Consider the following 13,913-nt stretch of genomic DNA (forward strand, 5'->3'; position numbering starts at 1 on the left):
CATCTCTGCGAGATGGCCGCGGCGACACTCGGCTTCAGGGAGCGACATGAGTCCTTTGACAGCGCGTTCCCGGCGGCTTATGGCCGCCGTGGCCGCGGTAGCAGTCTTCGCCACTGCCGGCTGTGCGAGCGGCAATGACCGTCAGACCACAGGCAGCGCGGCGAAGGCGCCCGCCAGTCTGGTCATCTCCAGCAGCGGCAACTATCTGACCAGCTTCGCGCCGCTGTGGGCGGCGGAACCCGACTTCAAGGCCATCGAAACCAAGTACAAAACCAAGGTCAGCTTCGAGCCGTTCAACAAGGGCTCCGACGCGCTCACCGCACTGCTTGGCGGATCCGCGCAGATCTGCAACTGCGGCGCGACCACCGGCCTGACGGCGGCCATCGCCGGCAAGGAGGTCCGCTACATCGGCAACATCTTCAAGGGCACCGGCCAGGTCGTCGTGGCGGCCAAGAAGTACGAGGCCAGCCATGGCAGCGACGTGGCCAAGTTCGCCAATGCCACGTTCGGTTTCACGTCACCCGGCTCCGGCAGCCAGATCGCCGCGCAGAAGGTCGCCGAGCACTTCGGGCTCAATTGGGGCGCCACGAAGCAGCTGGCGCTCGGATCGACCACCGCCTACTCGCCGGCGTTGGCCGCCGGTCGCGTCGACATCGTCGTGATGGAGGTGCCCACCGCGATCAAGGCCGTGGAAGACGGTGTCGGCTACATCGTCGCCGACCTGAGCGACCCCGCGAAGGCCGCCCCGCTGATCGGCAACATCATCGGCGCGGGCCTGGTGACGACGAAGAAGTTCATGGACGAGTACCCCGAGCTGACGCAGGACGTCATCAACGCGCTCGTCAGCGGCATCAACCGCGTGAAGAAGACGCCGGACCCGGCTGCCGCGTACGCGGCTCTGCCCGATGCGTACAAGAAGGTCAACCAGGACGAGAAGGTGTTCGCCAAGCAGTGGCCGTTCATCTACCCGTCGTTTGTCGCCACCGAAGGCACCGTCGATGACAAGGAGATCGCGGACACGTACGCCCTGGGCGGCTTCAGTTCCCAGGACGCGAGCGGTGCTCAGGCCAAGGCGTACTTCGACAACACCCTGGCGAAGCGCGCCGCGGAAACCGCGCACAAGTAGCGAACCGTACGGAGGCTCGAGATGACGACAACTGTTCAGGGATCGCGAGCGGACACCCACGCGATCAAGCTCTCCGGGGTGAAGCGGTCGTACCCGACCGCCAAAGGCGAGTTCGTGGCGGTCAAGGATGTCAACCTGACCGTCGCAAGCGGCGAGTTCGTCTCGGTCGTGGGTCCGAGCGGGTGTGGCAAGTCCACGCTGCTCGGCCTCCTGGCCGGTCTGGCCAAGCCCGCGGCCGGAACGGTCGAGACGCTGGGCCACCCGGTGCGCGGCGTGAACACCGAGGTTGGCTTCATCTTTCAGCGCGACGCTCTGCTGCCGTGGCGCACGGCGGAGCAGAACGTCGCCCTGCCGCTGCGCTACCACGGCATGTCCAAGCGGGACGCGTTGCGTGAGGCACGGGCGTGGCTGGCGCGGGTGAAGCTCGACGGCTTCGGCGAGCGGTACCCGCACCAGCTCTCCGGCGGCATGCGCAAACGGGTCGCCATCGCCGCGTCGCTGGCGTACCAACCGAAGATCATTCTGATGGACGAGCCGTTCAGCGCCCTCGACGTGCAGACCCGCACGATCATGGAGGACGACCTTCTCGTCCTGTGGCAGGAGTACCGGCCTTCGGTCATCTTCATCACCCACGACCTCGAGGAGGCGGTGGGCCTGTCCGACCGCGTCCTCGTCATGAGTGCGTCACCGGGCACCATCGTCGGCGAGTTCACGATCGACCTGCCGAGACCGCGCAACCTCCTGGAGCTGCGCTACGACGAACGGTTCACCGAGCTGTCGCACGAGATCTGGGAGCGTCTGCGCAAGGAGGTGCTGCAGACCAATGTCGACAAGCGTTGAGTCCGCAGGCCGGCGCCTCGGCGTCGGGCGCCGCCTTCGTGGCCGAGGCACGCGCGGGCAGACGGGTCGGATGATGGCGGCGGTCTGGCTCGTGCGCCTGGCCATCCTGGCCGCCGCGGTCGGCGGATGGCAGCTGCTCACCACGGATCTGCGCTGGCGCCTGCTGTTCGGCCGCCCGACCGAGGTGGTCAGCCTGGTCCGTGCGTGGGTCGTCGACGCGACGTTCTGGACGGACACCGGCGTCACGCTGGCGGAGACGGCGACGGGATATGCCCTCGGCGTGGCGGCGGCGATCGTCCTGATCGCCGTCATCCTCCCCTTCCCCGCGGTGGGCCGGTTCCTGTCGCCGTTCATCGCGATCGTGAACTCGCTCCCCAAGATCGCCTTGGCCCCGGTGTTCATCGTCTGGTTCGGCATCAGCTTCCAGTCGAAGATTTACTTCATCGCCGTCGCGATGTTCTTCGTCGTGTTCTACGGCGTCTACTCGGGCCTGAACAACATCGACCAGACCATGGTCGACAACCTCTCGGTGATGGGCGCCTCAGGACTCGAGCGGGTCCGGGACGTCTACGTGCCGGCGACCGCCGGCTGGCTCATCTCGAGTCTGCGCGTCTCGGTGGCCTGGGCGCTGACCGCGGCCGTCATCTCCGAGTACATCGCGTCGAACCAGGGCCTGGGGCACCGGATCGCCCTCGGCCAGCAGGCGCTTGACCCCAATGCCGTCGTCGCCGGGATGTTCATGGTGGCCGTAGTGTCACTGACCGCGGACCGCCTGTTGACGCTGATTGACAAGAGGTTCCGGCAATGGCGACTCTCGTGAAGCTGCGCATGCCGCTGTTGCAGGTGGCTGCCGTGCTCGCCCTCCTCGGGCTGTGGCAGTGGGGCACGGCCAGCGGCGTGCTGGACACGTTCGTCGTCGGCACGCCGGGGGAGACCCTCGGCCAGCTGAAGAACTGGATCGTCGACGGCACACTGCTGCAATCGTCGCTGTCCACGATGCAGGTGCTCCTGCTGGGGTGGGGGATCGGCACGCTGCTCGGCGTGATCATCGGCGCGGCGATCGGCCTCAACGAGTTCCTCCGGCTCGTGACCGACCCGTTCATCACGTTCTTCAACGGGATGCCCCGCCTGATCCTCTATCCGTTCCTCGCGGTCTGGCTCGGCTTCGGCCTGCAGGCCAAGGTCCTGCTCGTCGTGCTGGTCATCGTCGTCGTCGTCATCACGATCGTCGCCTCCGGCTTCCGCGACGTGGACCCCGAACTGATCAACAACTCGAAGCTCATGGGCGCCCGAAGGCTCGACATCGCGCGGAACGTCTACGCGCCCGCGTTGGCGACCTGGCTGATCGGCTCGGCACGCGTCACGCTGGGCTACGCGTTCCAGGCGTCGATCACCGCGGAGTTCATCGGCTCCAGTAAGGGTCTCGGATACCTCGTGGTGTTCGGTGAATCCCGGTTCAACATGAACGAGATCTGGGCCGCCCTGGCCGCGGTCATCGCGATCGCGTGGGCGCTCGACGGGCTGATCAGGTTGTGGGAACGGCGGGCAACGCGCTGGTCGGGCGCAGGTGCACGGTGACCGGGACGGACGAGCGGGACAGGCCGTCTCGCAGGACATGGCAGGAGTGGATCAGTGCGTGACAATCGTTTGCTCGGCTCGCTGCGCGCGGGCGAGGCGTCCATCGGAACCCTGATGACCATCCCGGACCTCCTCGTGGCCGAGGTGATGGGGACCGCGGGCGTCGACTTCCTCGTGGTGGACACCGAACACTCGCCGATGACGACCGAGCAGTTGCACGGCGTGCTCACGGCGTTGTACCCGACCGAGTCGACGGTGCTGGTCCGTGTGCCGGCCCACGGCGACGTCTATATCAAGCAGGCGCTCGACCTGGGTGCCGAAGGCGTGATCGTGCCCTCGGTCAGCACCGCCGCGGAATGTCGCGCGGCGGTGGCCTCCGCGCGCTATGCGCCCGTTGGGAGCCGGGGCTTCGGCCCCCGGCGGGCGAGCCGGTTGCACGGCGACCGGGCCGACTACCTCGCGCGCGCCAACGGGCAGATCGCGGTGCTGGCCATGATCGAGACCGGGGAGGCCGTCGAGGCCATCGAGGAGATTCTGGCGACGGGCGGGCTCGACGGCATCATGGTGGGTCCGTTCGACCTGGCCGTCTCGCTCGGCCACCTCGGCGACCCGGAGCACCCGGCGGTCGAGGAGGCGATCCAGAAGGTCCTCCTCGCGTGCCAGGGCAGCGGCGTGCCGTTCGGCATCTTCAGCAACTCGCTCGCGGCCACCCAGAAATGGGTCTCGCGCGGCGCACTGCTCACCACCATCGGATCCGACCTGCAATACCTCGACGCGGGCATCGCTCGGACCAAGGCCGACCTCGCCGCGGTGAAGAGCGCCTCACGTAAGGAGTCGTAGCATGTTCGTTCTCGAGACCGAATCGATCGAGTGGGAACCAGTCGTCAAGAACCACCGCACCGGCAAGATCTCGCGTAAGTTCATCCACGAGGGAGAGGCGTCCCCCGGCGTCGGGTACACGTCCGACCTGGTCCGCTACGAGGGCGGGCACGGCGTCTTCACCGCTCCGCGACACCGCCACAACTTCGACCAGTTCCGCTTCACGATCTCGGGCGAGCCCGACTACGGACAAGGGCAGGTGTCGTCCGCGGGCGGCGTGGCGTTCTTCCCTGCGGGCGCCCACTACGGGCCCGAGCGCTTCGAGGCTGCCGAGATCCTGCTCGTCCAGTGGAGCGAGCATTGGGTGACGCGGGAGAAGTCGGACGCCGCCTTCACGGAGATGGAGAAGTCCGGCACGTTCAAAGAGGGCTACTACGTGACGGCGGACGCCGACGGGAACGAGGTGCGCCACGACGCCACGAACGCGATCTGGGAGGCGGTCAACGGCCAGCCGCTCGTCTATCCGGTGCCGCGCTATCCCCAGCCTGTCCTCATGAATCCGGAAGGCTTCGCGTGGCGCGTCGATGACGGTGTACGCCGCAAGGACCTCGGCCACCTGACGGAGAACGATTTCAACGTCCAGCAGTACCAGTGGGACGCCGACGGTCTCGTCCCGCTCCCGGCGGAGCGCACGCAGATGGTGTGGCTCATGTCGGGCGAGGTGGAGGTGGAGAACAGGAAGCTCGGCGCTCGTACCATCGTGATCTCCGATTTCGGCGAGAGCCATGCTCTGGTCGGAGTGACCCCGGGTGAGGCGATGGTGTTCGACTTCGGCGCGCCGCTACCCGGCCGGTAGCCGGCGACACTGCGACAAGCGAAGATGTGCAGCGACCCCGCGCATGCGGGGTCGCTTTCGTCTTCAGTGGTGTATCAGGCGCCTCGGCTCCAGCGCCGCCGGCTTGGGCCCGCCGATCAGAGGACGGCGGCGTCGGCCGCCATGGGTTCTTCTCGGTGATGTAAGGGCGCGGTGTCAGGTTCTCGGGGCGCGGGGGAGGCCGGCGAGCTCCTCGGTCAGCTTGAGCAGGCCGGAATGGTCGAGGCCGCCGTCCCCGCGGGCCACCATCGCGGCCACGAGTTGGGCGACGACGGCGCCGAGCGGAGTGATGACGCCGGCGTCGCGTGCGGCGGCGGTCACGATCCCGAGGTCTTTGTGGTGCAGGGCGAGGCGGAACCCCGGCGTGTATTGGCGGCGCATCATCCCGGCCGCCTTGCGGCTCAGCACGGTGCTGCCGGCCAGCCCGCCGCCGAGGACCTCGATGGCGGCCGCGGCATCGACGCCGTGGGCGTCGAGGAAGACGATTGCCTCGGCGAGCAGCTGGATGTTGCCCGCGACGACGAGCTGGTTGGCGGCTTTGACGGTCTGCCCGGCTCCCGCCGGACCGACGTGCACGATCGTGTCTCCAAGGACCTCAAGTACCGGACGGGCCGCGTCAACATCGGCCGCGGTTCCGCCGGCCATGATCGACAGGCTGCCCTCGATCGCGGCCGGCTCGCCACCGCTCACCGGTGCGTCGAGGGCACGGACGCCGGCCTCCGCGGCCGCGACCGAGATCGCCCGGGACACGTCGGGACGCACGGTGCTCATGTCGATGAACAAGAGGCCGGCCCTGGCATGCGCCAGCACTCCTCCGGGGCCGAGGACGACGTCCTCGACGTCGGGCGAGTCCGGCAGCATGGTGATGACGACGTCGGCATCGCGGACGACCTCCGCCACCGTGCCGGCGGCCCGCCCGCCCTTGTCGACCAGGGCATCCACGGCGGCGCGGCTGCGGTTGTGGCCGACCACGTCGAATCCGGCGCTGACGAGGTTGGCGGCCATCGGGCCGCCCATGATGCCGAGGCCGATGAACCCGACGGTGGTCATGCGGTGCTCCTGTCTGCGCGCGGCAGCCAACCGAAGGGGTCGTCCGTGGCAGGGACGTACTCCAGGCCCACGCGACCCGCGAAGCCCGCGCGGTACAGATCGTCGATCCACGTAGTGAGCGGCAGGGCACCGGTACCGGGTTCGCCGCGGCCGGGAGCGTCGGCGATCTGGACGTGACCGATGCGGTCGAGGTGTGTGGCGATTGCCTTGTCGACGTCGTCGCCGTTGACCGCGAGGTGGTACAGGTCCGCCAGCAGCGCGACTCGCGTGGCGCCGGCCGCGGCGGCGCGCAGCAGCACGTCGTGGGCGTCGGCGAGGGTGCGCAATGGATAGCGTTCGGCCCCGCTGATCGGCTCCAGCAGTACCCGCGCGCCCACCCGCGCCGCCGCGGCCGCGGCGAGTACGAGGTTCTCGACGGCCAGCGCATCCTGCTCACCCGCGGCCACGCCGTTGATCCGGTTGCCGTACAACGCGTTGAACCCCTCGACACCCAGGCGTGCGCCCAGCCCCACGGCGACGTCGATGTTGTCACGGAACTCGGCTGCGCGCCCTGTCCAGGACAGCAACCCGCGGTCGCCGCCGGCCATGTCCCCGGCGAAGAAGTTCAGTCCGGTCAGGGTCACGCCGGCATCGATGATCGCTGCCGCGAAGGCGTCCAGCTCGCGGTCACCCGGTGCGGCGTGGGTGAACGGCCACCAGAACTCGACGGCGTCGAACCCCGCCGCCTTCGCGGCTGCCGGCCGCGCCAGCAACGGGAGGTCGGTGAACAGCAGCGAGCAGTTGACCGTGTACCGGGGCCTCACGCGTATTCTCCCTAACGCCCATGTCGGGCTGCGCACGATGCGGCCACTCGGGTGGTCATCGCATCGTGCGCAGCCGGGTTGCTCCTGGTCCGAGGGGGCGAAGCCCGTCGGGGCTCAGGACACGCCGCTCACTCGCCCGCCGTCGACGAAGATCGTCGTGCCGGTGGTGTAGCTGCTGGCGGGTGACGCCAGGAGCAGGGCGGCGCCAACCGCCTCCGAGGAGCGGCCCACACGTCCCAGCGGAATGCCCTTCATGCTGGGGGCCCAGATGTCCCGCATCTCACCGGTGGGCGAGAGGCTGCCGGGACAGATCATGTTGGCACGGACCTCCGGGCCGCACTCCTTCGCCAGCTGACGGGTCATCATCGTCAGTCCGGCCTTGGTCGCGGCGTACGCGATCGACCCGATGTTCGGTTTGGGCCTGAACGCCGCCACCGCGGTGGTGTTGATGATCGACCCGTACCCCTTCGCCTTCATGTCCGGCACCACGCGCTGTGCGAGCAGGTAGGCCGCAAGGAGGTTCACTTCGAACTGGGACTGCCAGTCCTGCACAGTGAGCGACAAGGGATCGGTCTGGAGTCCCTCGAGACTCTGCCCCGCGTGCGAGGCCGCGTTGTGGAAGAGGATCTGCACGGGTCCGAGCCGACTCCGAGCGGCCCCGACGAGCCGGTCGATGTCCTCTGGCCGGCTCATGTCCGCCACAACGCCGACCGCGGTGCCCCCGTCGTCCTCGATGGCCTTCACGGCCGCGTCCACCTTCTCCTGGCTGCGCGCGCACAACGCCACGGCCGCTCCCGCAGCGGCAAAAGCGCGCGCGATGCTGAAACCGAGTCCTGGACCAGCTCCGGTCACCAGAGCCGTCATGCCGTCCAGCCTGAACTGGTCGAAAACAGTGTCCCGGTAGTTGCGCTCCTGGGTCGAACGCATGTGACATCCTCCGATCACAACAGGCCGACGACGGCTCGTTGCCGACTATTTCTGATGGTTGATCCTGGCGCAGGCGCCGGACCATCTAATTGGTTGGGCGCTGGATGCCCAGGCTCTTGTATGCCTCGTCGACGTAGGTCGGGTCGAAGTAATCGCTGGGCAAAGTCTTGGGATCTAGATCGCCGAGACCGAGGGTGCCCTTGATCTGCGAGTCGGAGAAACCGCCGTCCGAGGCGAAAGACGGCCGCAGGTACGGCCACTGCTCGGTGAAGCTTTCCTGGCGGTTGACGTCTTTGAATTCCTTTGGCATGAGGGCATAAACAGCAGCCGCGTCGTCGCCCGCGCCCTGGACCAACGACAGTCCCTTGATGAGGCCCGTCACGAGGTCCTGCGCTAGGTTCGGATACTTTTTGATGAAGTCGCCGGGGTAGATCATGCCGACACCCAGGCTATCGCCGACGAGCTTGCCGCCGGTCTGCGGATCGTTCAGGTTTGACACCATGTAGGCGGCCCCCTGGTTGATCGCGGACACGGCTACGGAGATGTCCGCGACGGCGAAGTCGACTCGGCCCTGCCCCAGGGACGGGGCGAACGCGCCGCCGGAGCCGAGTGCGACCGGGTTCACGTCGTCCCACGAAAGCCCGGCGGACTCGAGGACCTTTTTGGCGACTGCCTGTGTGAATCCAGGCCCGTAGAAGCCTAGCGACTTACCCTTGAACGCCTTGATGTCGGTGCCGTACGTCTTCTCATGCTTTTTTGCGCCAATAAGCATCAGGCCGGAACCCACATAAGTGGCGGCGACGTACTTGACGTCCTTGCCGGATGCGGCCGCTGTCAGCCCGTTCGTCGGGCTGATGACGCAGAGCTGAAGACTCCCTCCGAGCATGCCGTAAAGCGCATCCGCACCCTTGCTGAACTCCTCGTACCGAATGGTGGTGCCGTACTTCTTTTCGATTTTCGAGAACTCTTCGTGGGCAGCCCACAGGCTCGCGTAGTTTGCCAGGTACTTGCCGCCGACGCCGATCACAACCTTGCTTGGGGCATCGGTTGTGGCCCGTGCCGGTTCCTTGTCACTCGCGCATCCACTGATGAGCAGTGCAGCGACAAGAGTTGCCATAGTCGCTGCTGCATTCCGCGCACTGTTGAATCGACTGAATCGACGCATGTCCAGCCTCATTCTGATAGTTACCCGAACACCTGCGACCAGATGTAGTTAGGGACCGTATACGGTAGCCCGTATTCAAGTCAAGAGAAATTAACGAGAAGTTAACGAGTCTGTCACCATGCGTGCATGATTGCCTTGACAATGCGTCGCCCAGAGCCCAGCGTTGTTTGCTTGAGCAGGGTTGGGAAGGCTCGATCATGAATGCGCCGATGGCGCAATCGCCGACGGCTCGAGCCTCCGGAATGGCAACGACGAGCAATGCCCGTCAGAGTCCAGCGGCGACCAAGGAGAAGAACTCTTGTCGGGTCCGGGCGTCAGTGCGTGCCATGCCCAGCAGCGCCGAAGTCACCGTATTCGTACCGGCCGCCTGCACCCCGCGCAACGTCATGCACATGTGTTCCGCCTCCAGCACCACCCCGACGCCCTTCGGCTTCAATCGCCCGTCGAGCCAGGTCGCGATCTGCATCGTCAAACGCTCCTGTACCTGGGGACGGCAGGCGAACAACTCCACCACCCGTGCCAGCTTGGACAGCCCGAGAATGCGGTCGCCGGGCATGTAGCCGACGTGTGCGACACCAACGAACGGCAGCAAGTGATGCTCACAGAGCGACCGGAACGGGATCCGGCGAGCGATCACGAACTCGTCATAGCCCTCGTCGTTGGGGAACGTGGTGAGGTCGAACTCGCGCGGGGTCAGGAGCTCGGCGTAGCCCTTGGCCATCCGACCTGGTGTCTCGGCCAGCACATCATCCGCGAGGTCGAGGCCGAGCGCGATAAGCAGGTCGCGTGCCGCCTCAGTCGCCTTGGCCAGGTCCGGCTCCGGGGTCCCGCGCAGGACCCGCAGCCGGGCGCCGCCACATTCCGGGTCGTCAGCCACCGCCTTCCGCGTTGTCACGGCCGGATCCGGAAAGCCTGGGTGTCCGAGCCGTTGGTCGGCCTAGCCAGATACCGCGCGACGTGAGCCGCGGCGACCAGGTACTTGTATCGGGTCGTCTCGGGGTAGTCGCGCGAACGCATGGACCTGTCCCAGTCGGTCAAAAGGCCTGCCCAATCCGGCGGCAGCCCGGCGATCATTTCTCCCAGATCGTGGTCCATGTGGTTGCCTCCCTCCCACGACGGGGTCTGTGAATACCTCACGCCGATCAGGTGCGATTCCTCGGCGCGACTGCAGGCCGGCGTTGTCCGGATGCATCCGACAGGGGCGATGGCCTCGAACTGCTGACATGGTTCGGTGCCCGACCGAAGCACCCGCGCAGTAACTGCGGACGTGATCGAACGCTAATGCGAGGGGCGCCAGGACACCGCCAGCAGGCCCGCCGCTCCCACGAGACCCGCGATGACCCCGACTGCGAACGAACCCCAGCCGACGGGCCAGAAGATGCCCACCGCGTGGTCGATGGAGATGCGTCCGGCGCCGGTGCCGGCGAGCGCGATCCCGGCGAGGGCCAGCGTCATGACATACTCATAGCCCTCGCCGGGGCGGAAGATGAAGAAGCCGTTCTTCCGATGGTTCGTGATCCAGGCGACGACCATCACGCCGATCACAGCCCCAGCGGCCAGCGGGGTGAGCGCTCCCAGCACGAGCAGAGCGCCCGCACCCAGCTCGGTCACGCTTGCCACCCACGCGTGAAACAGACCGGGCCGCATGCCCAGACTCTCAAACCAGCGTGCCGTGCCTTCGATTTTGCCGCCACCGAAGATGTGGTTGTACCCGTGAGCGATCATTACGGCCCCGAGACCCGCCCGCAGCACCAGGAGACCGACATCCTGAGTCACGCTATCTCCCTTTCGCGAAGGTCGATCCCGATTTGAGCTGCGATTTGCGCGGGCCGCCCGGGCGCGCGCAAATCGCGGCACTCTAGCTCCTACTCGGTGCGACGGGGGGAAGGTCGATACCGAACATCTGCGCTGCGGTGTCCTGGAGCATCTTCGTGAGGATGGGCTCCGGCACATCCGCCAAATTGCTCTTGATCGTGTCGCGCGGCCCCTTCACATAGGGAAGGTGGTCGCCGGGCGTGAGGCTCGTCGGGTGCGGAAAGTCGGAGGAGAACATGAAGTTGTCGGGGTACAGATCAGCGATCCGACCGATGTTCTTCTCGAACCAGAAGGTCGCGAAAATCTGCCGCTTGAAGTACTCGGACGGAAGCAGCATGTCCGGGAACTTGTCGAACGTGTTGCGATTGAGGAACTGCCAGTCGAGCATGTCCATGAGATATGGAACGAATCCCACGCCACTCTCGACCGAGATGAACTTGAGCGTCGGGTAACGGTCGCAGATCCTACCCATGATCAGTTCAACGATGCAGCGCATGTTGCCGGCGAAGTTCATGGCCGAGAATGCGAGAGCATCGAGATCGGGCAGGCTGTTGAAGCCGGTGTCCTCGAGCTTGACCGAGTTGAAGCCGATGTGGAAGTTGACCGGGATCCCCATCTCCTCGGCCGTCTTCAGCAGCGGCTCCCAGTGCGAATCACGCAACCGCGGAAGGCCGATCTGTTCGTACTGCCAGCCAAGGTTCAGGCCGCGATGACCGAGGTCGTAACAGCGCTCAAGCTCCTTGACGCTCGCCTTCAGGTCCCACCACGGCACGTTCGTGAGGGGGATCAACCGCTGCTGGTCAACGCTGCAAAAATCGGTCATGAAGTCGTTGAACGCCTGCACGCAGAGCAGCGACAACTCAGGGTCCATTTTCATGAACTCAGCGACGTCGAACCCAAGAATATTCGGGAAAATGACCTGAGCGTAAACGCCCTGCCGGTCCATCCAGCGGAGCCGAGCCTCCGCCTGGGAGGCCGCGTCTTGCGTTTCCTGGTCGAAATCCCTTGCGTAGAGCTCATCGTGGACCGAACAAATAAGGTTGTCACCGGTTGCCCAGATCAGCTTGCCACTCTTGTCTTCCACAATCTTCGGTGCGAGATGCTGCCATTTCGCGGGGAGTCGCTTCGTCCAAATGTCAGCCGGCTCGCCCACATGTGAATCGACATCGATCAGCCGGATGCGGTCGAGCGTGTCCGTCGACTTGACAGGCTCAGCAACTGCGGTCATGGGCTGCTTCTCCTCTCTGAGTGGCGATTCCGCCGCCATCGACACGCAGCCTAAAGTTCACCCGGTCTTACTGTCAACCGTAAGACCGGGTGACAGATGGTGCCCACGTTGATGGCCTCTGCGGCTGGCGCGTCATGGCCGGTCACCGCCTCCCCGCGTAGCCCTGGGGCGCCTGCACCGGGCCGGTCGGTGCCGCTCGCTCGTGACCCACGGCAGCGCGCCCAGCTGCCAACTTGCGACCACGGCGCCTGCGTGGACGACGACACGACGGACCCCACACCTTGGGCGCCCGAACCGCAGGGGAACTCCAGAACGCGGCTCGGCTGCCGCCTGTGATGGTGGTGCCGCTGCCACGTCATCGGGCCCGCGGCCACCACCGCACCCGGCTACGCCGCAGCCTTCAAACCGCACGAACGCAGCAAAGTCTCGAAGCGCAGCTGCCGTACTGGTGCACGTCGAGGTGCGCCATCACGCCGGATGGGGTCAGCTGAAGCCGGATATCGAACAAGGCGACACCCGGGTATGCTCGACGGTCGCCTCAAGCGTTAGCATGAGTCGAACAATGAGCCGTTGGGGTTGCCAACTATCTCGCCAGAAGGGCCGATTAATGCCGCACAAACCTCTTCCCGCACCGCTGTACATGCGGATATACGGCCTCATTTTCCAGCGCATTCAGCAAGGCGAGTATCCACCTGGCTCCACGCTGAACACCGAGGACCAGTTCGCCGCGGAGTTCAACGTCAGTAAGGCCACCGTGCGTCAGGCCGTCGGAGAACTCGTCGAACGCGGCATCGTCATCCGCCGCCAGGGAAAAGGGACTTACGTCCGCGAGGATCTTGAAATCCGGCCGCCGCATCAAATCATCGGATCGCTCGCCGACCTCATCCTGGGCACCCGTAGCATGTCGGTCGCCAACCAGGAGATTGAAGAGCGAACTTTCCCGGTAGACATCCAGTCAATCCTGGGCATTAGTGGCGTCCCGGGAACCACGATTCGCCATCTGCGGCTCATTGATAACACGCCATTCGCGTTTACAGCTGAATATCTGGCACCGGTCGTCAGCGAATACATCAAAGCCTCAGAGTTGCGGGCGGGAGGCCATGCAACCTTGCTGAACGACCGCGGACTCCGGATTCTGGGAGCAAGTCAGTCGATGTCTGCGGAGTTGGCCGACCCGGAGGTCGCACTACATCTCAACATCGATTTCGGTGCTCCCGTGCTGTTCGCGGAACGTGTCGTACACAGCGATCGGGGCCCGGTAGAGGTCTCGCACACCTGGTATCGGGGAGACCTTTACAAGTGGCACGCCGACCTTGAATTCAGTTGGAGCGGCACGGGCGTGACCGTATCCACGAGGGCCGCGGCAACCAGTCCCCGTTAGTTCCGGCAGCCGCACTTCGAGACTTTGTCACGTTCGTGCGGGTTGGAGGCTGCGCGGCGTGGCCGGGTGCGGTGGCGGTGGCCTACCAGGTCCGCGACCAGGACGTCGACATCGATGCCGGCACGCCCATGCTGCGTCGTGGTGTGGCCGAGGCGTGGCGGATCAGCGTCGAGGACCCGGACATGCGCCACGGCCGCAGGTCACGCTCGAGGCTGTTCGACGGGTACAAGCGGGACGTGCTACGCGATCTCGACACCGGCCTCGTCGCGGCGGTCGGGATCACCGACGACATCGCCGCCGACCTCAC

General features: G+C 65.9%; 15 protein-coding genes and 1 pseudogene. 8 read left to right on the forward strand and 8 right to left on the reverse strand.

Going from position 1 to position 13,913, the window contains the following annotated elements; all coding sequences use genetic code 11:
* Positions 1–46 precede the first annotated feature (46 nt).
* The 6 genes from Dfulv_RS15310 to Dfulv_RS15335 all read left to right on the forward strand — a co-directional run bounded on the left by Dfulv_RS15310 (position 47) and on the right by Dfulv_RS15335 (position 5,219).
* Positions 47–1,126, forward strand: coding sequence for an ABC transporter substrate-binding protein (locus Dfulv_RS15310; RefSeq protein WP_259863655.1), 1,080 nt, complete (start codon positions 47–49; stop codon positions 1,124–1,126).
* 21 nt (positions 1,127–1,147) lie between these two features.
* Positions 1,148–1,966 (forward strand): ABC transporter ATP-binding protein, encoded by an 819-nt coding sequence (locus tag Dfulv_RS15315; protein WP_259863656.1) that lies wholly within the window; start codon positions 1,148–1,150, stop codon positions 1,964–1,966.
* Between the two features lie 73 nt (positions 1,967–2,039).
* The gene (locus Dfulv_RS15320) at positions 2,040–2,786 is read left to right on the forward strand and encodes an ABC transporter permease (protein ID WP_259863657.1); all 747 of its coding nucleotides are present in this window, start codon (positions 2,040–2,042) and stop codon (positions 2,784–2,786) included.
* Positions 2,771–3,544 carry an ABC transporter permease gene (locus tag Dfulv_RS15325; protein WP_259863658.1) on the forward strand — a complete coding sequence of 258 codons (774 nt, stop codon included), beginning with the start codon at positions 2,771–2,773 and terminating at the stop codon, positions 3,542–3,544. The genes Dfulv_RS15320 and Dfulv_RS15325 overlap by 16 nt, the downstream gene beginning before the upstream one ends.
* 54 nt (positions 3,545–3,598) lie before the next feature.
* The gene (locus tag Dfulv_RS15330) at positions 3,599–4,384 is read left to right on the forward strand and encodes an HpcH/HpaI aldolase family protein (RefSeq protein ID WP_259863659.1); all 786 of its coding nucleotides are present in this window, start codon (positions 3,599–3,601) and stop codon (positions 4,382–4,384) included.
* Between the two features lies 1 nt (position 4,385).
* Positions 4,386–5,219 carry a pirin family protein gene (locus tag Dfulv_RS15335; protein ID WP_259863660.1) on the forward strand — a complete coding sequence of 278 codons (834 nt, stop codon included), beginning with the start codon at positions 4,386–4,388 and terminating at the stop codon, positions 5,217–5,219.
* A 174-nt stretch (positions 5,220–5,393) separates the two neighbouring features.
* Here Dfulv_RS15335 and Dfulv_RS15340 read toward each other — a convergent pair whose 3' ends face one another.
* The 8 genes from Dfulv_RS15340 to Dfulv_RS15375 all read right to left on the reverse strand — a co-directional run bounded on the left by Dfulv_RS15340 (position 5,394) and on the right by Dfulv_RS15375 (position 12,264).
* Entirely contained in the window at positions 5,394–6,287 is an 894-nt protein-coding gene (locus tag Dfulv_RS15340) for a 2-hydroxy-3-oxopropionate reductase (RefSeq protein WP_259863661.1), read from the reverse strand.
* Positions 6,284–7,090, reverse strand: a complete 807-nt coding sequence (locus Dfulv_RS15345) for a hydroxypyruvate isomerase family protein (RefSeq protein WP_259863662.1) — start codon at positions 7,088–7,090, stop codon at positions 6,284–6,286. The genes Dfulv_RS15340 and Dfulv_RS15345 overlap by 4 nt, the downstream gene beginning before the upstream one ends.
* Positions 7,091–7,204: 114 nt before the next feature.
* The gene (locus Dfulv_RS15350) at positions 7,205–8,017 is read right to left on the reverse strand and encodes an SDR family NAD(P)-dependent oxidoreductase (RefSeq protein WP_259863664.1); all 813 of its coding nucleotides are present in this window, start codon (positions 8,015–8,017) and stop codon (positions 7,205–7,207) included.
* Between the two features lie 85 nt (positions 8,018–8,102).
* The gene (locus Dfulv_RS15355; RefSeq protein ID WP_259863666.1) at positions 8,103–9,134 is read right to left on the reverse strand and encodes an ABC transporter substrate-binding protein; all 1,032 of its coding nucleotides are present in this window, start codon (positions 9,132–9,134) and stop codon (positions 8,103–8,105) included.
* Between the two features lie 313 nt (positions 9,135–9,447).
* Positions 9,448–10,059: a GTP cyclohydrolase I FolE gene (folE, locus tag Dfulv_RS15360; protein WP_406567970.1), complete on the reverse strand. Its 612-nt coding sequence runs from the start codon at positions 10,057–10,059 to the stop codon at positions 9,448–9,450.
* Positions 10,060–10,073: 14 nt separating this feature from the next.
* Positions 10,074–10,277: a hypothetical protein gene (locus tag Dfulv_RS15365; protein WP_259863667.1), complete on the reverse strand. Its 204-nt coding sequence runs from the start codon at positions 10,275–10,277 to the stop codon at positions 10,074–10,076.
* 183 nt (positions 10,278–10,460) lie between these two features.
* Complete coding sequence (locus tag Dfulv_RS15370) at positions 10,461–10,958, reverse strand: DoxX family protein (protein WP_259863668.1); 498 nt, start codon at positions 10,956–10,958, stop codon at positions 10,461–10,463.
* Between the two features lie 82 nt (positions 10,959–11,040).
* Positions 11,041–12,264 (reverse strand): amidohydrolase family protein, encoded by a 1,224-nt coding sequence (locus Dfulv_RS15375; protein ID WP_259863670.1) that lies wholly within the window; start codon positions 12,262–12,264, stop codon positions 11,041–11,043.
* Positions 12,265–12,673: 409 nt separating this feature from the next.
* Between Dfulv_RS15375 and Dfulv_RS15380 the strand changes: the two genes are divergently transcribed.
* Both Dfulv_RS15380 and Dfulv_RS15385 read left to right on the forward strand, forming a co-directional pair.
* Entirely contained in the window at positions 12,674–13,606 is a 933-nt protein-coding gene (locus tag Dfulv_RS15380) for a GntR family transcriptional regulator (RefSeq protein ID WP_259863671.1), read from the forward strand.
* Positions 13,607–13,686: 80 nt separating this feature from the next.
* Positions 13,687–13,890, forward strand: a pseudogene (locus tag Dfulv_RS15385) (IS5/IS1182 family transposase); the annotation flags it as partial.
* Positions 13,891–13,913: the final 23 nt, after the last annotated feature.

The sequence above is a fragment of the Dactylosporangium fulvum genome, assembly GCF_025137375.1.
Lineage (GTDB): Bacteria > Actinomycetota > Actinomycetes > Mycobacteriales > Micromonosporaceae > Dactylosporangium > Dactylosporangium fulvum.

Excerpts from the sequence above, each read along its gene's own strand:
- Dfulv_RS15310 (WP_259863655.1), top strand. The coding sequence starts at position 47 with ATGAGTCCTTTGACAGCGCGTTCCCGGCGGCTTATGGCCGCCGTGGCC.
- Dfulv_RS15315 (WP_259863656.1), top strand. The coding sequence starts at position 1,148 with ATGACGACAACTGTTCAGGGATCGCGAGCGGACACCCACGCGATCAAG.
- Dfulv_RS15320 (WP_259863657.1), top strand. The coding sequence starts at position 2,040 with ATGGCGGCGGTCTGGCTCGTGCGCCTGGCCATCCTGGCCGCCGCGGTC.
- Dfulv_RS15325 (WP_259863658.1), top strand. The coding sequence starts at position 2,771 with ATGGCGACTCTCGTGAAGCTGCGCATGCCGCTGTTGCAGGTGGCTGCC.
- Dfulv_RS15335 (WP_259863660.1), top strand. The coding sequence starts at position 4,386 with ATGTTCGTTCTCGAGACCGAATCGATCGAGTGGGAACCAGTCGTCAAG.
- Dfulv_RS15340 (WP_259863661.1), bottom strand. The coding sequence starts at position 6,287 with ATGACCACCGTCGGGTTCATCGGCCTCGGCATCATGGGCGGCCCGATG.
- Dfulv_RS15350 (WP_259863664.1), bottom strand. The coding sequence starts at position 8,017 with ATGCGTTCGACCCAGGAGCGCAACTACCGGGACACTGTTTTCGACCAG.
- Dfulv_RS15355 (WP_259863666.1), bottom strand. The coding sequence starts at position 9,134 with ATGGCAACTCTTGTCGCTGCACTGCTCATCAGTGGATGCGCGAGTGAC.
- Dfulv_RS15365 (WP_259863667.1), bottom strand. The coding sequence starts at position 10,277 with ATGGACCACGATCTGGGAGAAATGATCGCCGGGCTGCCGCCGGATTGG.
- Dfulv_RS15375 (WP_259863670.1), bottom strand. The coding sequence starts at position 12,264 with ATGGCGGCGGAATCGCCACTCAGAGAGGAGAAGCAGCCCATGACCGCA.